Origin of the sequence: Alloalcanivorax venustensis, from assembly GCF_047495515.1 — a bacterium.
Taxonomy (GTDB): domain Bacteria; phylum Pseudomonadota; class Gammaproteobacteria; order Pseudomonadales; family Alcanivoracaceae; genus Alloalcanivorax; species Alloalcanivorax venustensis.
The window spans coordinates 1,389,937-1,409,905 of the sequence record NZ_CP179934.1 but is presented as its reverse complement, the minus strand read 5'-3'; the positions used below and the strand labels follow the sequence as shown (position 1 = coordinate 1,409,905).

The 19,969-nt window shown below is 65.1% G+C and carries 20 protein-coding genes; 16 read left to right on the top strand and 4 right to left on the bottom strand.

Annotated features, from left to right (window positions below; all coding sequences use genetic code 11):
* Window positions 1-279: 279 nt before the first annotated feature.
* Complete coding sequence (locus ACMG4O_RS06735; RefSeq protein ID WP_414434703.1) at window positions 280-690, bottom strand: hypothetical protein; 411 nt, start codon at window positions 688-690, stop codon at window positions 280-282.
* A gap of 87 nt (window positions 691-777) precedes the next feature.
* On the opposite strand from ACMG4O_RS06735, the gene ACMG4O_RS06730 reads away from it, so the two are divergent.
* From ACMG4O_RS06730 to ACMG4O_RS06715, 4 genes are all read left to right on the top strand, one after another.
* Window positions 778-1,587, top strand: a complete 810-nt coding sequence (locus tag ACMG4O_RS06730; protein ID WP_414434702.1) for a helix-turn-helix domain-containing protein — start codon at window positions 778-780, stop codon at window positions 1,585-1,587.
* Between the two features lie 34 nt (window positions 1,588-1,621).
* Complete coding sequence (gene rapA, locus ACMG4O_RS06725; protein WP_414434701.1) at window positions 1,622-4,498, top strand: RNA polymerase-associated protein RapA; 2,877 nt, start codon at window positions 1,622-1,624, stop codon at window positions 4,496-4,498.
* Between the two features lies 1 nt (window position 4,499).
* Entirely contained in the window at window positions 4,500-5,159 is a 660-nt protein-coding gene (locus tag ACMG4O_RS06720; protein ID WP_370184698.1) for an alpha/beta hydrolase, read from the top strand.
* 210 nt (window positions 5,160-5,369) lie between these two features.
* Window positions 5,370-6,422 (top strand): NAD(P)-dependent alcohol dehydrogenase, encoded by a 1,053-nt coding sequence (locus ACMG4O_RS06715; protein ID WP_414434700.1) that lies wholly within the window; start codon window positions 5,370-5,372, stop codon window positions 6,420-6,422.
* 11 nt (window positions 6,423-6,433) lie between these two features.
* Here ACMG4O_RS06715 and ACMG4O_RS06710 read toward each other — a convergent pair whose 3' ends face one another.
* Entirely contained in the window at window positions 6,434-7,156 is a 723-nt protein-coding gene (locus ACMG4O_RS06710) for a dienelactone hydrolase family protein (RefSeq protein WP_142950033.1), read from the bottom strand.
* A gap of 166 nt (window positions 7,157-7,322) precedes the next feature.
* Here ACMG4O_RS06710 and ACMG4O_RS06705 point away from each other — a divergent pair, with 166 nt between their 5' ends.
* Complete coding sequence (locus tag ACMG4O_RS06705) at window positions 7,323-7,763, top strand: hypothetical protein (protein WP_194856245.1); 441 nt, start codon at window positions 7,323-7,325, stop codon at window positions 7,761-7,763.
* Window positions 7,764-7,860: 97 nt separating this feature from the next.
* The gene (locus ACMG4O_RS06700; RefSeq protein ID WP_414434699.1) at window positions 7,861-8,055 is read left to right on the top strand and encodes a hypothetical protein; all 195 of its coding nucleotides are present in this window, start codon (window positions 7,861-7,863) and stop codon (window positions 8,053-8,055) included.
* A 481-nt stretch (window positions 8,056-8,536) separates the two neighbouring features.
* Here ACMG4O_RS06700 and ACMG4O_RS06695 read toward each other — a convergent pair whose 3' ends face one another.
* Complete coding sequence (locus ACMG4O_RS06695; RefSeq protein WP_142950036.1) at window positions 8,537-8,863, bottom strand: DUF1820 family protein; 327 nt, start codon at window positions 8,861-8,863, stop codon at window positions 8,537-8,539.
* A 419-nt stretch (window positions 8,864-9,282) separates the two neighbouring features.
* Here ACMG4O_RS06695 and coxB point away from each other — a divergent pair, with 419 nt between their 5' ends.
* Genes coxB through ACMG4O_RS06675 form a run of 4 tightly spaced genes read left to right on the top strand, consistent with a single transcriptional unit; the run spans window position 9,283 to window position 13,587 of the window.
* Window positions 9,283-10,491, top strand: coding sequence for a cytochrome c oxidase subunit II (gene coxB, locus ACMG4O_RS06690; RefSeq protein WP_414434698.1), 1,209 nt, complete (start codon window positions 9,283-9,285; stop codon window positions 10,489-10,491).
* Between the two features lie 13 nt (window positions 10,492-10,504).
* Complete coding sequence (gene ctaD / locus ACMG4O_RS06685; protein WP_194856243.1) at window positions 10,505-12,103, top strand: cytochrome c oxidase subunit I; 1,599 nt, start codon at window positions 10,505-10,507, stop codon at window positions 12,101-12,103.
* A gap of 18 nt (window positions 12,104-12,121) precedes the next feature.
* A complete protein-coding gene (locus ACMG4O_RS06680; protein WP_214013389.1) occupies window positions 12,122-12,676 on the top strand; it encodes a cytochrome c oxidase assembly protein in 555 nt (184 codons plus the stop codon).
* A gap of 29 nt (window positions 12,677-12,705) precedes the next feature.
* Window positions 12,706-13,587, top strand: coding sequence for a cytochrome c oxidase subunit 3 (locus ACMG4O_RS06675; RefSeq protein WP_214013388.1), 882 nt, complete (start codon window positions 12,706-12,708; stop codon window positions 13,585-13,587).
* Window positions 13,588-13,658: 71 nt separating this feature from the next.
* On the opposite strand, the gene ACMG4O_RS06670 is transcribed toward ACMG4O_RS06675, so the two are convergent.
* A complete protein-coding gene (locus ACMG4O_RS06670; RefSeq protein ID WP_214013387.1) occupies window positions 13,659-13,904 on the bottom strand; it encodes a twin transmembrane helix small protein in 246 nt (81 codons plus the stop codon).
* Between the two features lie 80 nt (window positions 13,905-13,984).
* On the opposite strand from ACMG4O_RS06670, the gene ACMG4O_RS06665 reads away from it, so the two are divergent.
* From ACMG4O_RS06665 to ACMG4O_RS06640, 6 genes are all read left to right on the top strand, one after another.
* A complete protein-coding gene (locus tag ACMG4O_RS06665; RefSeq protein ID WP_414434697.1) occupies window positions 13,985-14,731 on the top strand; it encodes an SURF1 family protein in 747 nt (248 codons plus the stop codon).
* A 4-nt stretch (window positions 14,732-14,735) separates the two neighbouring features.
* Window positions 14,736-15,335, top strand: a complete 600-nt coding sequence (locus ACMG4O_RS06660; protein ID WP_414434696.1) for an SCO family protein — start codon at window positions 14,736-14,738, stop codon at window positions 15,333-15,335.
* A gap of 13 nt (window positions 15,336-15,348) precedes the next feature.
* On the top strand, window positions 15,349-16,437 hold the full coding sequence (locus ACMG4O_RS06655) for a COX15/CtaA family protein (RefSeq protein WP_335629466.1): 1,089 nt from the start codon (window positions 15,349-15,351) through the stop codon (window positions 16,435-16,437).
* Complete coding sequence (gene cyoE, locus ACMG4O_RS06650) at window positions 16,434-17,363, top strand: heme o synthase (protein ID WP_142950044.1); 930 nt, start codon at window positions 16,434-16,436, stop codon at window positions 17,361-17,363. The genes ACMG4O_RS06655 and cyoE overlap by 4 nt, the downstream gene beginning before the upstream one ends.
* A 77-nt stretch (window positions 17,364-17,440) precedes the next feature.
* Window positions 17,441-18,028, top strand: a complete 588-nt coding sequence (locus ACMG4O_RS06645; protein ID WP_414434695.1) for a LemA family protein — start codon at window positions 17,441-17,443, stop codon at window positions 18,026-18,028.
* 10 nt (window positions 18,029-18,038) lie between these two features.
* Window positions 18,039-19,832, top strand: coding sequence for a M48 family metallopeptidase (locus tag ACMG4O_RS06640; protein ID WP_414434694.1), 1,794 nt, complete (start codon window positions 18,039-18,041; stop codon window positions 19,830-19,832).
* Window positions 19,833-19,969: the final 137 nt, after the last annotated feature.

Genomic DNA, 19,969 nt, shown 5'->3' with positions numbered 1-19,969 from the left:
GTGGTGTCAATTCGGTTGTGCGGGCTGTGGTGCTCCGTATCGGAGACGCGGTGCAATGGTGGTGCCTTCCGGGACCGCTCAAGCCATCCCTGGCCGCTGTTAGTTTGGCCATCCCTGGCCAAACAGCTCCCTCCAGGCACCACCATTCCCCCGCTCACTTGGAAACGGAACCGCCACGGGTCAGAAACGCCGCCCGGACCTTTCTACGAAACCCTGGCGGCGAATCTCCCAAGGAGCGCCGGGATCGGGTGGGCCCGCTCCCACAAACCGGCGCCAAGGTCAGAAGCTGGCCGGGGCGGGTTGGGGCTGGCGCAGGCCGCGCCACTGGCACCAGACCAGGAAGGCGGTGAGCAGGGCCAGGTCGGCGAGCAGGAACTGGCCGAGGGTGGAGAGCAGCGGCGCAGCCGCGATCATCGCCACGGGGATGGCGACCACGAAGGCGGCGTCGGCCAGGGTGAGCAGCTTGGCCAGTCCTTGGGGGATCGGCTTGCGGGTGCCGACGAAGGCCAGGTCGGCGGCGAACAGCAGGCAGACGACGCCGGCCACGGTGCAGATCAGCGGCGGGATGGCGCCGGCGTGGGCGCCGAGCAGGCCGGCGATGATACCGGCGTCGACGATCATCAGCAGGCCCAGCAGGGCGGTGCCGACGGCGTTGAAGAGCAGAGCGTGTTTGAGTGATTTCCAGGGCATGGTCTTTCTCCTTCAGGTTTCTGATAGAGTCAGAATCCCCGTTGCGGGGAAGCGAAACAATTACCCGTGAGGTAATGGGAGGCGACAGTGCAGGCGGGACATTTGTTATCGGAGTGGCGCCGCAACCGGCGTTTGAGCCAGCTGGATCTGGCGGTGCGGGCGGAGGTGTCGAGCCGCCATCTGAGTTTCGTGGAGACCGGCCGGGCGCAGCCCAGCGCCGGTTTGTTGCAGCGGCTGGCGGAGGCGCTCGATCTCAGTTGCCGCGACACCAATCACTTGCTGGTGGCCGCCGGCCATCCGCCGCGCTTCTCGGAAACGCGGCTGGACGATCCGGCCATGGCGCCGGTGCGCCGGGCCCTGGAGGTGATGCTGGAAAACCATTCGCCCTATCCGGCGGCGGTGCTGGACGCGCACTGGAATCTGCTACTCGCCAACCCGGCGCAGCAGGCGCTGATCCAGGCGGTGGTGGCCGAGGGCGGCCCGCTGCCGCAGACCGGTAACATGGTCGAGCTGGTGTTCCATCCGGAGGGGTTCCGCCCGTTCATCGCCAACTGGGAGACGGTGGCCGGCTTCCTGTTGCGGCGTCTGCGGCGGGATCTGGATACCCGCCCGGATACGGTGTTGCGCGCGCTCTATCAACGGCTGAGCGAGCTGGCGGACGTGGACGCCCTGCTGGAACACACGCCGGCCAGCGTGGAGCCGATGCTCACCCTGGAGCTGGATATCGCCGGGCGGCGCCTGCGCACCTTTTCCACCCTGGCCTGTTTCGGCACCGCGGTGGACGTGGTGGTGGAGGAGCTGCGCATCGAACATTACTTCCCCGCCGACGACGCCACCCGGGCGTTCTTCGAGGAAGCGGGCGGCTTTGATCGCACTGAAGGCCCCGAATCCGTATAATTCCGCTCCCGAATCCACCGGCCACAGGATATCTATGACCGACTTTACCCCCGGCCAGCGCTGGCTCAGTGAATCCGAGACCGAACTGGGCCTCGGCCTGATCAAGGAGGTGGATTACCGTCTGGTCACGGTGCTCTATCCGGCCGTGGAAGAAGAGCGGACCTACGCCAAGAACAACGCGCCCCTGTCACGCATCACCTTCGACGAGGGCGACACCCTGACCACCGGCGACGGCCTGGAGCTGGTGGTGCAAAGCGCCGAGGATCACAACGGGCTGATGGTGTACCACGCCCACCCCGCCGGCGAGCCGGACAATGTGCAGCCGGTGCCGGAATCCCTGCTGGGCCATCAGTTGCGCCTCAGCGGCGCCATGGACCGTTTGCTCACCAATCAATTGTCGTCGAACCGCTGGTTCGAGCTGCGGCTGTCGGCGCTGCGCGCCCGCGCCCAGCGCGAAGGCTCCGAGATCGAGGGCCTGCGCGGCCCGCGCATCGACCTGATCGGCCACCAGCTGTACATCGCCGACCAGGTGGCGCGGCGCTACGCGCCAAGGGTGTTGCTGGCCGACGAAGTGGGCCTGGGCAAGACCATCGAAGCGGGTCTGATTCTCCATCAACAGCTGCAGACCGGCCGCGCCGGCCGGGTGCTGATCGTGGTGCCGGACGCCCTGGTGCACCAGTGGTTCGTGGAGATGGCGCGGCGCTTCAACCTGCGTTTCTCGATCTTCGACGAGGAGCGCCTGGAAGCCCTGGGCAAACCCAGCGCGGAGAGCGTCAAGGACATGCTCGCCGACCTGATCGCCGAGGAGCTGGGCGAGGCGGACGCGCCGGAAGTGGTGGACAACCCCTTCCTGTCCGAGCAGTTGATTCTTTGCAGCACCGCCTTCCTGGAAGGCTGCGACATCGACACCCTGGCCGCCGCCGAGTGGGACCTGGTGGTGGTGGATGAAGCCCACCACCTGGAGTGGTCCGAGGACGCGCCGTCAGAGGCCTATCAGCGCGTCGAGCGGCTGGCGCGCACCAGCCCCGGCCTGTTGCTGCTCACCGCCACGCCGGAACAGCTGGGCGTGGAGAGCCACTTCGCGCGCCTGCGGCTGCTGGACCCGGACCGTTACCCGAGCCTGGACGCCTTCGTCGAGGAACAGGGCCAGTACCGGGAAGTGGCGGAACTGGCCGGCGAACTGCATGACCGGGACACCTGGCCGGCGGCGCTGAAAGACCGGGCCGCCGCCCTGCTGCCCGGCGAGACCGTGGACGAAGACCACCGCGACACCGTGCTGGCGGAGCTGCTGGACCGCTTCGGCCCGGGCCGGGTTCTGTTCCGCAATACCCGCCACAACATCGCCGGCTTCCCGGCGCGCAAGGTCGAGGGCTATCCCCTGCCCTTGCCCGGCAACTACGAAGTGGACGACGACGAAGCGGAGCTGCGCCTGTACCCGGAGGCGGGCTTCCCGGACGACCGCTGGTGCGCCGAGGACCCGCGCGTCAACTGGCTGGAAAAATTCCTCAAGGCGCAGCGCGGCGAGAAAGTGCTGGTGATCTGCGCGCGCCGCGACACCGCCATCGACCTGCACGCCTACTGCGGCTACAAGCTGGGCATGAGCGTGGCGGTGTTCCACGAAGGCATGGATCTGATCGAGCGGGACCGGGCGGCGGCCTACTTCGCCGACAGCGAGGACGGCGCCCAGGCGCTGATCTGCTCCGAGATCGGCTCCGAGGGCCGTAACTTCCAGTTCGCCCACCACCTGGTGCTGCTGGACCTGCCGCTGAACCCGGATCTGCTCGAGCAGCGCATCGGCCGCCTGGATCGCATCGGCCAGAGCGAAGAAATCCGCATCCACGTGCCCTACTTCGAGAACCATGGCCAGGAGGTGCTGTTCCACTGGTACCACCAGGGCATGAACGCCTTCGAGCAGACCAACCCGGCGGGCCACGAAATCCGCCTGCGCACCCAGGACACCCTGGAGGCGGCGCTGGCCCTGCCCGGCGACGCCGACACCCGGCAGCGCCTGATCGAGGCCACCCGTACCGAGGCGGCGCGCCTGCGCGAGCTGCTGGAGAGCGGCCGCGACCGCCTGCTGGAGCTGGCGTCGTTCGAGGCCGAACGGGCGGAAACCCTCAAGGACAAACTGCGCGAGGCGGACGCCCACAGCCCCTGGCCGTTCCTGGGTCGCCTGTTCGACCACTACGGCGTGGATCAGGAAGAGCACTCCGAGCAGGCGTGGATTCTCAAGCCGGGCAATCACATGCGCGAGCCGTTCCCGGAACTGCCCGATGACGGCGTCACCGTCACCGACGACCGCGCCACCGCCCTGGCCCGCGACGACATGCAGTTCCTCACCTGGGAACACCCGCTGGTGACCGGCGCCCTGGATATGATTCTCGGCTCCCACCGGGGCAAGGCGTCGGTGAGCCTGCTCAAGAACCCCAAGGTGAAAGCCGGCACCCTGCTGCTGGAGCTGGCCTACACGGTGGAAACCGTGGCGCCCAAACACCTGCAGGCGGACCGCTTTCTGCCGGTGACTACCATCCGCCGGCTGGTGGACGGCCGCGGCCGGGATCTGTCCGCGGCGATCAGCCACGAGGCGCTGTGCAAGCAGTGCCACAAGCTGGAAAAGCCGCTGGCGCGCAAGATCGTCGCCAGCCAGAAAGCCCTGCTGGAACAGCTGCTCAAGGACGACGAGAACAAGGCGCGCGGCGAAGCGGACGAGATCATCCAGACCGCCCTGGCCGCCATGCGCGAACAGCAGGACCTGGAACTGCGCCGCCTGAAAGCGCTGCGGGAAAAGAACCCGCTGGTGCGCGACGAAGAGATCGACTTCCTGGAGCGGCAGACCGCCGCCCTGGAAACCCACTTGCAGGACGCCCGCTACCGCCTGGAGGCGGTGCGGGTGATCGTAGCCGGAGACTAGAATGAGTTATTTGCCCTGTGTGGAAATCGAACCGCAACAGCCCGCCGTCGCCAGCGTGATCTGGCTGCACGGCCTGGGCGCCAGCGGCCACGACTTCGAGCCGGTGGTGCCGGAGCTGGGCCTGCCGGCGGACCTGCCGACGCGCTTCGTGTTTCCGCACGCGCCGCAGATTCCGGTGACCATCAACGGCGGCATGGTGATGCCGGCCTGGTACGACATCGTCGGCCTGGGCGGTGAAGGCCCCACCGACGTGGACGGCATCCGCCGCTCCGCCGACCAGATCGACGCCCTGATCGAACGGGAAATTGAGCGCGGTGTACCCAGCGAGCGCATCGTCATCGCCGGCTTTTCCCAGGGCGGCGCGGTGGCCTACGAAGTGGCCCTGCGCCACCCGAAAAAGCTGGCCGGCCTGATGGCGCTGTCCACCTATTTCGCCACCCAGGACAGCGTCGCCCTGAGCGAGGCCAACCAGGGGCTGCCGGTGTTCATCGCCCACGGCCAGTTCGACCCGATGGTGCCCGAAGCCGGCGGCAGCCAGGCGGCCCAGGCCCTGGAAGGCAAGGGCTATCAGCCGGCCTACAAGACCTACCCCATGGAGCACGCGGTGTGCCTGGAGGAAATTCAGGACATCGCCGCTTTTCTGAAGCAAACGCTGGCCTGAAACACCCGAGTCTCCTTCTACGAAGCCCGCTTTGTGGGAGCTTGCCCTGCAAGCGAAAGGCCGGCAAAGCCGGCCGGCAGGATTCCAGAGAGCTTTTCGGGGCTGGTATTAGAAAGGTTTCTGGTATCCTGCCAGGAGCGTCGCTCCCTTTCGCGGGCGAGGCCCGCTCCCACAAACCGGGCTTCATAGAAAGTAATGAGGGACAGAACCATGAGCGAGATTAAAGCCTACGGCGCGCAAAGCGCCGATTCCGGCGTCCACCCCATGTCCATCCAGCGGCGCGCACCGCGCCCGGATGACGTGGCGATCAAGATCGATTACTGCGGCGTCTGCCACACCGACATTCATTTCGCCGAAAACGACTGGGGCCGCACCCTTTACCCGGTGGTGCCCGGCCATGAAATCATCGGCCGCGTCACCGCCGTGGGCGACGACGTCAGCGGCTTCAAGGTCGGCGACGTGGTGGGTGTCGGCTGCATGGTGGACTCCTGCCGCCATTGCGAGGCCTGCGAAGACGGTCTGGAACAGTACTGCGTGGAAGGCATGACCGGCACCTATAACGGCCGCGACCGCCACGACAAGAGCGTCACTTTCGGCGGCTACTCCGAATCGGTGGTGGTGAGCGAGCGTTTCGTGGTGCGGGTGCCGGAAAAACTGGACCCGGCCGCCGCCGCGCCGATTCTGTGCGCCGGCATCACCACCTACTCACCGCTGCGCCACTACGGCGTCAAAGCCGGCGATAAAGTGGGCGTGGTGGGCATGGGCGGCCTCGGCCACATGGGCGTTAAATTCGCCAAGGCCCTGGGCGCCGAGGTGACCCTGTTCACCCGCTCGGAAAGCAAGGTGGGCGAGGCGAAGAAACAGGGCGCCGACCACGTGGTGGTGTCCACCGACGCGGAGCAGATGGCGGCAATGACCGGCAAGCTGGATTTCATCCTCGACACCGTGCCGGTGCGCCACGACCTCAACCCCTACCTGAACGCGCTCGCCTACGACGGCAAGCACATCCTGGTGGGGCTGCTGGACACGGTGGAGCCGCCGGTGCACGCCGGTGCCCTGATCGGCAAGCGGCGCATCCTGGCCGGCTCGCTGATCGGCGGTATGCCGGAAACCCAGGAAGTGCTGGATTTCTGCGCCGAGCACGACATCAGCTGCGATGTGGAGATGCTCGACATCCACAACATCAACGAGGCCTACCAGCGCATGAAAGACGGCGACGTGAAGTACCGCTTCGTGATCGACATGGCGACCCTCAGCACCTAGAAACCCGAGGGCTAGCCGAACACCTCGTCGAACAGGTCGTCCATGGCCGCGAACGCGCGGCGGGCAACCTTGGCGTCGTACATCGCCCGCCCGGGCATGTCCGCGTTGGGCGCGGTAAAGGAGTGCACCGCCCCGCCGAAGTGGGTGAGCTGCCAATCCGCGTTCACCGCATCCATTTCCTTCTTGAACGCCACCAGGGATTCGTCGCTGACCATGGGGTCGTCGGCGCCGTTGAGCACCAGCACCGCGCCCTTGATCGGGCCGGCGGCGGGTCTCGGGGTGTCGAGCAGGCCGTGGAAGCTGACGAAGGCGCGCAGGTCCGCGCCGGCGCGGGCCAGCTCCAGCACGCAGGCACCGCCGAAGCAGAAGCCGAAGGCGGCGAGACGGTCGGCGGGCACGCCCAGGGCACCGGCTTCCCGGGTCAGCACCGCCAGCGCTTCGGCGAGCCGGGCGCGCAGGGCATCGTTGTCTTCCCGGAGAGCGCCCATGGCGGCCATGGCCTGCTCCGGTGTCTGGGGCCGGCCTTCCACGCCGAACGGGTCGAATACAAAAATCACGCTGTCGTCGTCGAGCAACTGCTCGGCCTGGTCCAGCGCCCGCTCGGTGACGCCGAAGAAATTGGGCGCCATCAGCAGACCCCGGCCGGGCGTGGCGCCGCGCCGGTACAGCAGATGGCCCTGAAAGGCCTTGCCGTCCACCTGGTAGTCCACCGTTGTATTGATCACTTCGCTCATGGTTGCTCTCCCATACTCTCCGTTACGGTCCCGAAAACGCATCAAAACAGCGCCCTTTACCGTATAGGTCCGGTTACAGATGGCAAGCGACGAACGCGATAACATCACGGAATCCGCGCCGCCAACCGTGGTCTACTGAGGATCACACCAGTAAAGAGGGACTTTTATGAACTATCGCCCGTTAGCGCTGATGATCGGTGCCCTGGCACTCACCCCGCTGTCCACCATCGCGGCGCCGCCGCCCTGGGCCGGCGGCGCGAAAGCCTCCCAGAACGCCGCCGGCGGCGAACAGCACCGGCAATACCGGCAGTTCAACGACGAAGAACGGCGGGCACTGCGGGAATTCGGCAACCGCTACCGCGCCGGCGACCTGCCACCGGGGCTGCAGAAGAAAGTGGCGCGCGGACAGTCCCTGCCGCCGGGCTGGCAGAAAAAGCTCAACGAGGGGCGGCGCCTGCCGGACGACCTTTACTACCAGGGCTACCCGCTGCCGGATTCGGTGCTGCGCACGCCGGGCGGCTATTCCGATGTGGTGATCGACAACGAGGTGGTGCGCATCCTGGACGCCACCCAGACCATCATGGACGTGTTCCAGCTCAATAACTGAGCCGGCTTTCATGGATGTTTCGCGGAACCCTGCCAGCATTCGGTTCTCAAAATGGGGAAGCACCGCCCCGTCACGCCGGATTCAGGGAGCCGACACCATGACCAAGCTTGCTATTAAAGGCCTGCTCGCCATCACCACCGCCCTGTGGCTGCCCGCCCACGGGGCCGGCAACACCGCGCCCTGGTTGCCCGAAAGCCAGAAGGAAAACCGCCACGACGACAGAGGCGACAGCGTCGCGGAAAACAGCAGCGTGCTGCTCCCCACCCGCCCGGAACCCGGGGATTCGCGCTGATTGTGTTAAATACGAAAAACCCGCGTGCGCTGGTTCACAGCCGTACTCCAGAGGGGTGAACGCCGGCGGCCGTCACCACTCATACTTCACGTTATCGGCGATGCACTCGTCGGTAGCGGACGAAGGGCCCAACAGGAGGGCCAGGGAGCAAGGATGCACTTCGTCAAGGGCGAAGGGCCGACCAGGAGCGGCCAGGGAAGCAGGATGCGCTTCGCCCGGGCGAGAATGCCTAAGGATGACGGCTCAATAGCGCAAGGACGCTGATCGCCCCTCGAATTTGGAACAGCGCGGGGAACTTTCCCGCGCGGCGGAACACTAAACCTCTGAAGTCTCCCAGTACAATCAGGCAACCCTCAGGGCGTTCAGCGGCAAGCGGACGCCCTTCTTTTTGCCCGTGCGAGCGGGCCTGCCCGCGAAAGGCCGGCAAAGCTGGCCGGCGGGATTCCAGAGACCTGGCCGGACGTCGCCGGAAGAGTCTTGGCTATTTCTTGCCACCGGGGCCGAAAGGCAGCGGAAACGCGGTCACATTGCTGCCCGCCTCAGTAATTTTACCTACACCCTCTTTCTCCACCTCATCAATCCGGATGATGGCATTGACCGGGATGAACGAGCGGTGCACGCCGGCGAACTGGTTCTTGAGCTTCTCCTCGGAAGGATCCACCACCACCTGGGCCCGCTCGCCGAACAAAAATTCCTCCACCTCCAGGAAGCCATACAGATCGCTTTGGAAGATCTCACCCACGTAGATTTCGTAGATCTGGCCCTGATTGAGGAAAATAACCCTGTAGATTTGACGGCTTTTCGACATGACCGAGGATATAACCAAGAGCTGAAAGGGCGCGCAGTCTAGCACAATTCGGCTCGGCGGTATCTCCCGAAAGGCCCGTTCCAGGCGGCTTTCCGGCTGGACTTTGCCCCCTTGAATGACTAGAGTTACCGCCCACAATGTCGTGGGGCATTTTGCCGCAGTCCGGAGACACGCCTTCCTTTCCCTTACTTACTGTAAGTGATTGTTTTGGCGCGTATTTCCCTGAAAAGCTAGGCGGGCTCAAGGCCACCCCCTTGGCCGCCCGCTCGTCTCGGGAGGGACCCGGCGGGGCACCACGGCATCACCAGGGTTACCTAGCCCTATTCCTGAAACTCGCTTTCCAGGTGCCGGTGACGGCAAGAATAGGCGCGGCCCCTTCTTCCGGGGGGTTCACGCTGGGGAAAACAGGGAGCTAACGCATGCAGTCAACTCTGTTCCACCGCGCGGCGGTCGGCCTCACTTCGCTGATGATCAGCGGAATGGCCGTGGCCAGCGATTGGACTGAACGTTCCAACGAAAACCTGCGACCCGGTGTCACCGGCGTCAGCCAGGAAGTCTACGACCTTCATACCACTATTTTGTGGATTGTGACCATTATTGGTCTGCTGGTATTCGGGCTCATCCTGGTTTCCATGATCCGCCACCGCCGGTCCAAGAACCCCACCCCTTCCACCTTCCACGAGAACGTGCTCCTGGAAGTGCTGTGGACGGTGGTGCCCTTCGTGATCCTGATCGCGATGGCGGTGCCCGCCACCCGGGTGCTGATCGAGCTGGATGACTCCTCGAAAGCGGAGCTCACGGTGAAGGTCACCGGCCACCGCTGGAAGTGGGAATACGAGTACCTCACCTACGAGGACGACAACAACATCGGCGTGTCCTATATGTCCAACCTGGCCACGCCCGCCGAACAGATCAACAACCCGGTCCTGGCCGGCGGTCTGTTCCCCTACGGCACCGCGCAGGACGCCGTGGGCAGCGAGTTCCCGGAGAAAGACAAGAACTACAACCTGGAAGCGGACAAGCCGCTGGTGCTCCCGTCAGGCCAGAAGGTGCGCTTCCTGATCACCGCCGCGGACGTGATCCACTCGTTCTGGGTCCCCGACTTCGGCGGCAAGAAAGACGCCATCCCGGGCTTCGTCAACGAGACCTGGACCATGGTACCCGAGGGCAAGGAAGGCACTTACTATGGTCAGTGCGCCGAGCTGTGCGGCAAGAACCACGCCTTCATGCCCATCGAGGCCGAGGTGGTAAGCCAGGAAGAGTTCAAGACCTGGCTGGCTGAGAAGAAGGAAGAAGCCGCCGCGGCACCGGACCTGACCCCGTTCGCCGACCTCGACGAGGCCATGGAACTGGGTGAGCAGACCTACGCCGGCGCCTGTGCCGTTTGCCACGGCAACAACGGTGAAGGCGGTGTCGGCGTTGCCTTCGCGGGCAGCGACTTCGCCACCAACGAAGAACACCTTGATGAGCACATCGACGTGCTGATCAACGGTCGCGCAGCCATGCCCGCTTTCGGCGCCCAGCTGTCGCCAAGGGAAATCGCCGCCGTGGTTACTTATGAGCGTAACGCTTGGGGTAACGACACCGGTGATTTGATTCAACCCCAAGACGTTCAAGACCACGAGTAGGGAGGGGAGAGCGATGAGTACCGCCGCAGCACACGATGACCATCATCACCACGCCCCCACAGGCCTGAAGCGATGGCTGTTCAGCACCAACCATAAGGACATCGGCACCCTGTACCTGTGGTTCAGCTTCGCCATGTTCCTGGCCGGCGGCCTTCTGGCCATGGTGATCCGTACCGAATTGCTGGAACCGGGCATGCAGTTCGTGGACCCGGAATTCTTTAACCAGATGACCACGGTTCACGGTCTCGCCATGGTGTTCGGCGCCGTTATGCCGGGCTTCGTGGGTCTGGCCAACTGGATGATTCCGCTGATGATCGGCGCGCCGGACATGGCGTTGCCGCGCATGAACAACTGGTCCTTCTGGATCCTGCCGTTCGCGTTCCTGATCCTGCTCAGCTCGGTGTTCATGAGCGCCTTCGGCGCCGGCAACCCGGCCGCGCCGAACTTCGGCTGGACCTTCTACGCGCCGCTCTCCACCGAGTACGGCCCGGCTTCCACCGACCTGTTCATTCTGTCGGTTCACATGATGGGTATCTCCTCTATCATGGGCGCCATCAACGTGATCGTGACCGTGTTCAACCTGCGTGCGCCCGGCATGACCCTGATGAAGATGCCGCTGTTCGTATGGACCTGGCTGATCACCGCCTTCCTGCTGATCGCGGTAATGCCGGTTCTGGCCGGCGCGGTGACCATGATGCTCACCGACCGCCACTTCGGCACCAGCTTCTTCAACGCCGCCGGCGGCGGTGACCCGGTACTGTTCCAGCACGTGTTCTGGTTCTTCGGGCACCCCGAGGTGTACATCATGATTCTGCCGGCGTTCGGCATTATCTCGGCGATCATTCCGACCTTCGCGCGCAAGCCGCTGTTCGGTTACGCCTCCATGGTCTACGCCACCGCCTCCATCGCGCTGCTCAGCTTCGTGGTCTGGGCCCACCACATGTTCACCGTGGGCATGCCCCTGGCCGGCACCCTGTTCTTCATGTACATGACCATGCTGATCTCGGTACCGACCGGCGTGAAAGTGTTCAACTGGGTGGCCACCATGTGGCGCGGCTCGATGACCTTCGAGCTGCCGATGAAGTGGGCGATCGCCTTCGTGATCCTGTTCACCTGCGGCGGCCTGTCCGGCCTGATGCTGGCGATCACCCCGGTGGACTTCCAGTACCACGACACCTACTTCGTGGTCGCGCACTTCCACTATGTGCTGGTGTCCGGCGCGGTGTTCAGCATGTTCGCCGCCGCCTACTACTGGCTGCCCAAGTGGTCCGGCGTGATGCCCAACAAGCTGCTCGGCGAGCTGCACTTCTGGAGTTCCCTGATCTCCGTGAACCTGCTGTTCTTCCCGATGCACTTCGTGGGCCTGGCCGGCATGCCGCGCCGCTACGCCGACTACGCGCTGCAGTTCGCGGACTACAACTTCTGGATCTCCATTGGCGGGTTCTGGTTCGGTCTGTCGCAGCTGCTGTTCCTGGCGGTGTGCGTGCTGTGCGCCATGAAGAAAGGCGAGAAAGCACCGGCCCGTTCCTGGGAAGGCGCCGAAGGTCTGGAATGGGAAGTGCCGTCACCGGCGCCGTTCCACACCTATGACACCCCGCCGGTAGTCAAGTAACGGAGTTCGGACGGCACTATGAGCGAACAGAACCTGCAACAGCGCAACCAACGCACGCTCAGAAAGCTGCTTATCTGGGCGGTGGCGATGTTCGGTTTCGCCTTCGCGATGGTGCCGTTTTACGATGTGATCTGCGATATCACCGGTCTGAATGGAAAAACGTCCACGACGGCGAGCACCGAAGGCCCGTCACAGGTGGTGGAAGACCGCACCGTCACCGTTGAATTCATCACCCAGCGGGGTGAGGGCGTCAACGGTGATTTCACTTCGGCGACGCGCCGGGTGGAAGTGCACCCCGGAGAGATCACGCTGGTGAACTTTTTCGCCAGCAATCCCAAGTCCAGCGACATCATCACGCAAAGCATTCCCTCGGTTTCCCCCGGGGAAGCGGCGCGCTACCTGCACAAAACCCAGTGCTTCTGCTTCGATCAGCAGTCGCTGGCGGCGGGCGAGCGCAAGGAAATGCCGATGATTTTCTACCTGGACCCGGAATTGCCGCGTCATATCAATACGCTGACGCTGTCCTACACCATTTTTGACGTTACCGACCGCGTCGCCGCGACGAACAAATAACGGCCGGTTGTACAGGAGACATTTTCAACATGGCAACGGAAAAGTATTACGTACCCGAGAGCAGCCCCTGGCCCCTGGCGGCCTCCGTGGGCCTGTTCCTCACCGCCGTGGGCGGTGCCAACTTCATTCAGCAGGCCACTGACCCGGATACCTTCCAGGGCAGCTGGGGCATGCCGCTGTTCTTCGTCGGCCTGGCCACCCTGCTGTTCATCATCGCCATCTGGTGGCGCGACACCATCAAAGAGTCCGTGGGCGGCCTGCACAGCAACCAGCTGGGCATCTCCTACCGCCAGGGCATGCTGTGGTTCATCTTCTCCGAGGTGATGTTCTTCGGCGCCTTCTTCGGCGCGCTGTTCTACACCCGCTGGCTGATCGTGCCCTGGCTGGGCGGCGCCGGCAGCAACGCCATGACCCACGAGCTGCTGTGGCCGAGCTTCCAGGCCATGTGGCCGCTGGTGAAGACCCCGGACGGCACCACCACCCAGGCCATGGGCGCCTGGGGCCTGCCGGCGATCAACACCGCCATCCTGCTGACCAGCTCGATCACGCTGACCATTGCCCACCACGCGCTGCTGGAAGGCAAGCGCGGCAAGCTGATCGGCTTCCAGGCCGCCACCGTGCTGTTGGGCATGATCTTCATGGGTCTGCAGGTGGAAGAGTATATTCACGCTTACACCGAGATGGGCCTGACCCTGGATGCCGGCATCTACGGCAGCCTGTTCTTCATGCTGACCGGTTTCCACGGTGCCCATGTGACCATCGGCACTATCTTCCTTCTCGTGACCCTGCTGCGCGTGATCAAGGGCCACTTCGACGAAGAAAACAATTTTGCCTGGGAAGCGGGGGCCTGGTACTGGCACTTCGTGGACGTGGTATGGCTGTTCCTGTTCGTGGTGGTGTACTGGCTGTAACCCGCGCCACACCACCCTGGAAACGAAAAGCCCCGGTCACAAGCCGGGGCTTTTTGTTTTGTGGCGGGCCGTTATTGCTGCTCGATGGGGGCACCTTCACGGGTGGTGGGGTTCACATCGTGAGGCTGGATCCAGCCCATCAGCATGCTCACCAGGATGAACACGAATACCATCACCGAGAACCCCACCCGCCAGGCCAGCGCTCGCATGGTCTTACCGCTTTTGCCTTCGTTGCGCACCAGGGACATCAGGGCGCGCGCCAGCGACACCACCGCCGCGATAAGAAGAACGATTACGATCAGCTTGACCCACCACATAATTCACCTCGACGGAATACGGTTGTCGGTTACAATACGCGCCCATTGTAGCCACCGCCCCCGTGAGTGCACGTAAAGATATGCCAAACCGCAATGCGCGCCGGTCGTTGCTGGGACTGGTTCTGACTCTGCTGGTCGTCGACCTCTGCCTGAGCCTCTCCTGGTGGCAGTGGCAGCGCGCCGGGGAGAAACGCGAATGGCTGGCCGACCAGGCGGAAAAGGCCCGCGCGGCCCCGGTCACCCTGGAGCGCGCGCTCGATCTGGATGACCCGCAACACCGCCCGATACGGGTCAGTGGCGAGCTGGATAACCGCCGCTCGGTGCTGCTGGACAACCGCACCTGGCAGGGTGTGGCCGGCTATTTCCTGCTGACCCCGCTGCGCACCGATGAGGGCCGCTGGGTGCTGGTCAACCGGGGCTGGCTGCCGCGTGGCGCGGACCGGGCACGGCTGCCCGACGTGCCCCCGGTGGACGGGCCGGTCACCGTCACCGGCAACGCCTACCAGCCCTCGGCGCAGACCTTCGTGCTCAAGGACACCCCGCTGCCGGAGAATCAGTGGCCGTTGCGGGTACAAAAGGTGGATTTTGCAGCCATCGGCCATCGACTTGGGGTAGAATTAGCGCCCTTCGAGATACGGGTGGCCCCCGATCAACCGCTCGGCGACGCCGCGGCGCTGCCGCGGCCCTGGCAGGACGTCACCACGGTGATGAGCCCGCAACGCCACCAGGCCTACGCGCTGCAGTGGCTGGGTTTGGCGGTGGCCGCCCTGATCATGTATCTGATCGCGCGCCTGCGCGGGCGCCGTCGGCACCAACCGGACGCTTGAACTGATGTCTCCACGCAACAAAAACAGGCTGACCTTGCTGGCCATCGTCGGTCCCTTTGTACTGTTCTTCATCGCCGGTCGCTATTTCGTCGACCCCTGGGAACTGCCCCGCGAAAACAAGGGCGAGCTGCTGATTCCGCATATCCAGCTGGGCACCCTGGCGCTGCGTGACGACAGTGGCGAACCCTACGACGGCGAGGACACCGCCGGCCTCTGGACGCTGATGTACGTGGCCGGCGCCGAATGCGGCAAGGCCTGCAAGAACGGCCTCTACTACCAGATGCGCCAGGTCCAGCAGACGCTGGGCGAAAACATGGAACGGCTGCGCCGTGTGATCGTTCACACCGCCCCGGCCAATCCCGAGTTAAGCGCTTTCCTGGAGGAGAATGTGGCCGGCACCGTGGAAGTGGACGGCGACCCGCAAACCGTCCGCGAGGCGCTGGCGCCGGCCACGGACACACCGGTGGGGGATATTTTCGTGGTCAGCCCGGACGGCCAGATCTTCCTGCGCTACCCCACCCACGAAAGCATGGATGCCACCCTGGAAGAGGCGGAGAACATCCGCCTGGATCTTGAGCGCACCCTCAAAGGCTCCCTGATCTAAGGTCCCGATAACCATGCATCTCAACGCACACCGTTCCGACCTCAACGACGCGCCGACGCGCTCGCAAATCTGGATGCGCCGCCTGACCGTTCTGGCCCTGCTGATGGCCGCCGGCGTGATTATCCTGGGCGCCTGGACCCGGCTCTCCGACGCCGGCCTGGGCTGCCCGGACTGGCCCGGCTGCTACGGCCATCTGGACGTGCGCAAGGCGATTTCCCACGTTAACGAACAGAATGAGATCGCCCCGGGCGCCCTGCGCGAGGCCCACAAAACCGTGCCGGAAATGGTGCACCGCTATTTCGCCTCCGCCCTGGGCCTGATGATTCTGATCATCGCCGCGCTCGGGGTGGCCAACCGCAAGCGCGTCAAACAGCCGGTGAAGCTGCCGCTGTTCCTGGTGGCGCTGGTGATCTTCCAGGGCATTCTCGGCATGTGGACGGTGACCATGGGGCTGCAGCCCACCATCGTGATGCTGCACCTGCTCGGCGGCTTCACCACCTTCACCCTGCTGGCGCTGTTGGCGGCGCGTCTGTACCGCTGGCCCAGCTTCCTCAACGACTGCGACGTGCGCAGCATGAAGCCGCTGGCCTCGATCACACTGGCGGCGCTGGTGCTGCAGATCGCCCTGGGCGGCTGGACCACCGCCAACTACGCGGCGGTGGTGTGCACCGAGCTGCCGGTGTGCGAGGACGGCTGGACCGACCACCTCAATTTCGAGGACGCCTTTGTGTTCTGGGGCCACGAGCACGACAAACCGGACTATGAGTTCGGCGTGCTGCAGAATGACGCCCGCACCACCATCCATGTGATGCATCGCTTCGGCGCGCTGCTGGTGACGGTGCTGGGGCTGCTGCTGGTGGGCCGCATCCTGCTGCGCGCGCGCAGCGTGTTCTTCCGCAACTTCGCGCTCACCATACTCGGGCTGCTGACCGTGCAGATCGGCCTGGGAATCAGTAATGTGGTGTTCGCGGTACCGCTGGCGGTGGCCGTGGCCCACAACTTCGGCGCCGTGGTGTTGCTGGTGTCGCTGGTGTTGTTTATCCGTGCCATCAATGTGAAGTGCGCCGCACGCCACCCGCAATCCGAGGAGAGTGCGCTTTGAGCGAGAAATCCGCCGTAAGCGAACAGAACAACGGCACCGGCACGCCCCACTGGCGTGACTATCTGGCGCTGACCAAGCCCGGCGTGGTGATGCTGCTGATGGTCACCGCGGTGGCCGGCATGTTCCTGGCCACGGACCCGCCGGGCATGGTGCCGCTGTCCACCTTTATTCCCGCCTTCGCCGGGCTCTACCTGGCGATGATGGCGTCCGCGGCGATCAACCAGATCATGGATCAGAAGATCGACGCGATCATGAAGCGCACCGAGAAGCGGCCGCTGGTGGCCGGCAAGCTGTCGCCGAAGGCGGCGATCACCTTCGCGGTGGCGCTGGCGCTGGCGTCCATGGCGATGCTCTATTTTCTGGTCAACCCGCTCACCGCCGGGCTTACCCTGTTCGGCTTCGTCGGCTACGCCTTCGTTTACACCCTGTACCTGAAGCGGGCCACTCCGCAGAACATCGTGATCGGCGGCATCGCCGGCGCCATTCCGCCGCTGCTGGGCTGGACCGCGGTCACCAACGAACTGCACCCCTACGCCTGGCTGCTGGTGCTGATTATCTTCGTGTGGACGCCGCCGCATTTCTGGGCCCTGGCGATCCACCGCGCCGACGAATACGCCAAGGCCGACGTGCCGATGCTGCCGGTGACCCACGGCATTCCCTTCACCCGGGAATCGGTGCTCTATTACACCATTCTGCTGTTCATCTGCTCGCTGCTGCCCTACCTCACCGGCATGAGCGGGCTGATCTATCTGGTCAGCGCGGTGATTCTCAGCGGCATCTTCCTGGTTCACGCGGTGCGTCTGCGCTTCAGCAAGGACCCGAAGCTGCCGATGAAAACCTTCGGCTATTCCATCGTCTACCTGTTCGTGCTGTTCACTGCCCTGCTGGTGGACCACTACATCCCGGTTCACCCCGGGAGTTTCTGAGACGCGCCTTAGTCGCTTGACGGGAAACCCGCCCCGGTATCCAATCCCATGGCTAATAAATAAAGGGGAAGGGAACCATGGGGACCTGGCTGTTTTTCGGCGTACTGATCGCCATCGGCGTCGGGCTGGTGGTTATTTACAACCGGCTGGTGAGCCTTAAGAACCGCTTCAAGAACGCCTTCGCGCAGATCGACGTGCAGCTGCAACGGCGCCACGATCTGATACCCAACCTGGTGGAAACCGCCAAGGCCTACATGGACCATGAGCGGGAAACCCTGTCGCGGGTCACCGAGGCCCGCAACCAGGCGGAGGGCGCGCGCCGCGACGCCGCCGCCGACCCCGAGGACGGCGCCGCCATCGGCCGCCTCGGGCGGGCCGAATCCCTGCTTTCCGGCAGCCTGTCGCGACTGCTGGCGGTGAGCGAAAACTACCCGGACCTCAAGGCCAACCAGACCATGGCCGAGCTGATGGAAGAGTTAAGCAGCACGGAAAACCGCATCGGCTTCGCCCGCCAGGCCTTCAACGACGCGGTGATGCACTACAACACCTACCGGGAACAGTTTCCTAACAACCTGGTCAGCGGCCTGTTCGGGCCGTTCCGAGCAGCGGAGCTGCTGGAGATCGACGACCCGCGGGCGCGTCAGGCGGTGAACGTCACCTTCTGACGCCGCGCCGATGAACTTCTTCCAACATCAGGAACGGGCCCGGCGGCGCACGCTGCTGCTGGCGCTCTACTTCCTGCTCGCCCTGGCCGCTGTGGTGGCGGCGGTGAACCTGGCCTGCTGGCTGGCCTGGCAATGGTGGCCGCTGCCGGGGGCGGCCGCCGGCGGCTGGTTCGCCGGCGACGCCTTCTGGTGGGTCACGCTGGGCACCCTGGGGCTGTTGTTGGCGGGTTCCCTGCGTAAGGCCTGGCAACTTCGCCACGGCGGCGAGAGCCTGGCGGCAATGCTCGGCGCCCGGGAAATCGCCAGCCACAGCGGCGACCCGGCGGAGCGCCGCCTGCGCAATGTGGTCGAGGAGATGAGCCTGGCCGCCGGCACCATTATGCCGCGCACCTATGTGTTGCCCGGCGAGACCGGCATCAATGCGTTCGTGGCCGGGCCCACGCCGTCGCGGGCGGTGCTGGTGGTCACCGAAGGCGCCCTGGCGCAACTGGACCGGGACGAGCTGCAGGGCGTGGTGGCCCACGAATTCAGCCATATTCTGAACGGCGATGTGCGCATCAACCTGCGGCTGATGGCGGCACTGGCCGGTATTCTCACGGTCGGCAAGCTGGGCGAGTTCCTGCTTCATATGTCGCCCACCAGCGACCGTCGCCGAAACGGCGGCCTGCTGATTCTCGCCGGCCTGGTGCTGATGGCCATCGGCTACGCGGGGCTGTTTTTCGGGCGCCTGATCAAGGCGGCCATTTCCCGCCAGCGGGAGCGGCTGGCGGACGCCAGCGCGGTGCAGTTCACCCGGCAGCCGGCGGGCCTGGCCGGCGCCCTGATCAAGATCCGTAACGGCAACGGCTCGCACCTGCGCAGCGTGCACGCCGAGGACCTCAGCCACATGGGCTTCGCGGAAACCCTGGCGTTTCGCCTGCGCCGCCTGCTCGCCACCCACCCCACCCTGGACCAGCGGCTGCATACCCTGGGCGCCCACTGGGCGGCCCGCGCCCGGGTGCGCGCCCGGACCGACTCATCGCCGTCACCCGCGCCCGTTCCCTCGGAACGCATCGGCCGCCTGGACGATGACAACCTGGGCTACGCCCGGACGCTGGTGGACACCCTGCCCGCCGGCCTGTACCAGGCCCTGCACGCCCAGGAAGGGGCGGAATGCGTGCTCTACGCCCTGGCGCTGGGCGACGTTCGCCCGCCACCGGCGCTGCGCCGTGGCCGGCGCGCCGCGCTGGTCGATCAGGTCGCGGCGCTGGGCACCCGGCTGCGTCTGCCGCTGCTCGATCTGGCCCTGGCCACCCTGCGCCAGGCCCCGCCGGAGCGCCGCCCGGTGATCCTCAAGCAGCTGCGGACGCTCACCGCGCGGCGGCGCGACCAGGACCTGCTGTGCTGGGCGCTGACCGCCATCGCCGAGCGCCATCTGGGGGCACCGCACCGTGCCCTGCCGCGCCCGGACATCCACCGCCTGGCGGCGGTGGCCAACGACATCCAGGTGGTGTTTTCCGCCCTGGCCTGGGCCGGCGACTCGGCCCGGGGCACCGCCCTGAGCGGCTTCCAGCGTGCCACCCATGGCCTCCTCCCGGCCGGCCGCCTGCTGCTGGCGCCGGAGCGCTGCACGCCCAACCGTCTGGACTCGGCGATCACGCGGCTGGCGCGCCTGACACCCCTGCTCAAGGCGCCGCTGATCGACGCCGCCGCCGACCTGGTGCTCGCCGACGGCCAGGTGCAGGTGGCGGAGGCCGAGCTGCTGCGTGCCCTGTGCACCCTGCTCGACAGCCCCATGCCGCCGCTTTTTCCATCGAAAGGCTGATACCCAAACCCGACGATAGCCGCTAGAAAGGGGGCTATCTCCCAGGGTTGGCTAGTTTTTAAACTGTGATAGAGTTCGCATTGTCGGCTCTGGGGGAGCCGGGGGACGACGGTTCGGGGGAACCGTCACGAGGGACA

What these genes read in the sequence shown, in the direction of transcription:
- ACMG4O_RS06735 (WP_414434703.1), bottom strand. Translation starts at nt 690, where the DNA reads ATGCCCTGGAAATCACTCAAACACGCTCTGCTCTTCAACGCCGTCGGC.
- rapA (WP_414434701.1), top strand. Translation starts at nt 1,622, where the DNA reads ATGACCGACTTTACCCCCGGCCAGCGCTGGCTCAGTGAATCCGAGACC.
- ACMG4O_RS06720 (WP_370184698.1), top strand. Translation starts at nt 4,500, where the DNA reads ATGAGTTATTTGCCCTGTGTGGAAATCGAACCGCAACAGCCCGCCGTC.
- ACMG4O_RS06715 (WP_414434700.1), top strand. Translation starts at nt 5,370, where the DNA reads ATGAGCGAGATTAAAGCCTACGGCGCGCAAAGCGCCGATTCCGGCGTC.
- ACMG4O_RS06710 (WP_142950033.1), bottom strand. Translation starts at nt 7,156, where the DNA reads ATGAGCGAAGTGATCAATACAACGGTGGACTACCAGGTGGACGGCAAG.
- ACMG4O_RS06705 (WP_194856245.1), top strand. Translation starts at nt 7,323, where the DNA reads ATGAACTATCGCCCGTTAGCGCTGATGATCGGTGCCCTGGCACTCACC.
- ACMG4O_RS06700 (WP_414434699.1), top strand. Translation starts at nt 7,861, where the DNA reads ATGACCAAGCTTGCTATTAAAGGCCTGCTCGCCATCACCACCGCCCTG.
- ACMG4O_RS06695 (WP_142950036.1), bottom strand. Translation starts at nt 8,863, where the DNA reads ATGTCGAAAAGCCGTCAAATCTACAGGGTTATTTTCCTCAATCAGGGC.
- coxB (WP_414434698.1), top strand. Translation starts at nt 9,283, where the DNA reads ATGCAGTCAACTCTGTTCCACCGCGCGGCGGTCGGCCTCACTTCGCTG.
- ctaD (WP_194856243.1), top strand. Translation starts at nt 10,505, where the DNA reads ATGAGTACCGCCGCAGCACACGATGACCATCATCACCACGCCCCCACA.
- ACMG4O_RS06680 (WP_214013389.1), top strand. Translation starts at nt 12,122, where the DNA reads ATGAGCGAACAGAACCTGCAACAGCGCAACCAACGCACGCTCAGAAAG.
- ACMG4O_RS06675 (WP_214013388.1), top strand. Translation starts at nt 12,706, where the DNA reads ATGGCAACGGAAAAGTATTACGTACCCGAGAGCAGCCCCTGGCCCCTG.
- ACMG4O_RS06670 (WP_214013387.1), bottom strand. Translation starts at nt 13,904, where the DNA reads ATGTGGTGGGTCAAGCTGATCGTAATCGTTCTTCTTATCGCGGCGGTG.
- ACMG4O_RS06665 (WP_414434697.1), top strand. Translation starts at nt 13,985, where the DNA reads ATGCCAAACCGCAATGCGCGCCGGTCGTTGCTGGGACTGGTTCTGACT.
- ACMG4O_RS06660 (WP_414434696.1), top strand. Translation starts at nt 14,736, where the DNA reads ATGTCTCCACGCAACAAAAACAGGCTGACCTTGCTGGCCATCGTCGGT.
- ACMG4O_RS06655 (WP_335629466.1), top strand. Translation starts at nt 15,349, where the DNA reads ATGCATCTCAACGCACACCGTTCCGACCTCAACGACGCGCCGACGCGC.
- ACMG4O_RS06645 (WP_414434695.1), top strand. Translation starts at nt 17,441, where the DNA reads ATGGGGACCTGGCTGTTTTTCGGCGTACTGATCGCCATCGGCGTCGGG.
- ACMG4O_RS06640 (WP_414434694.1), top strand. Translation starts at nt 18,039, where the DNA reads ATGAACTTCTTCCAACATCAGGAACGGGCCCGGCGGCGCACGCTGCTG.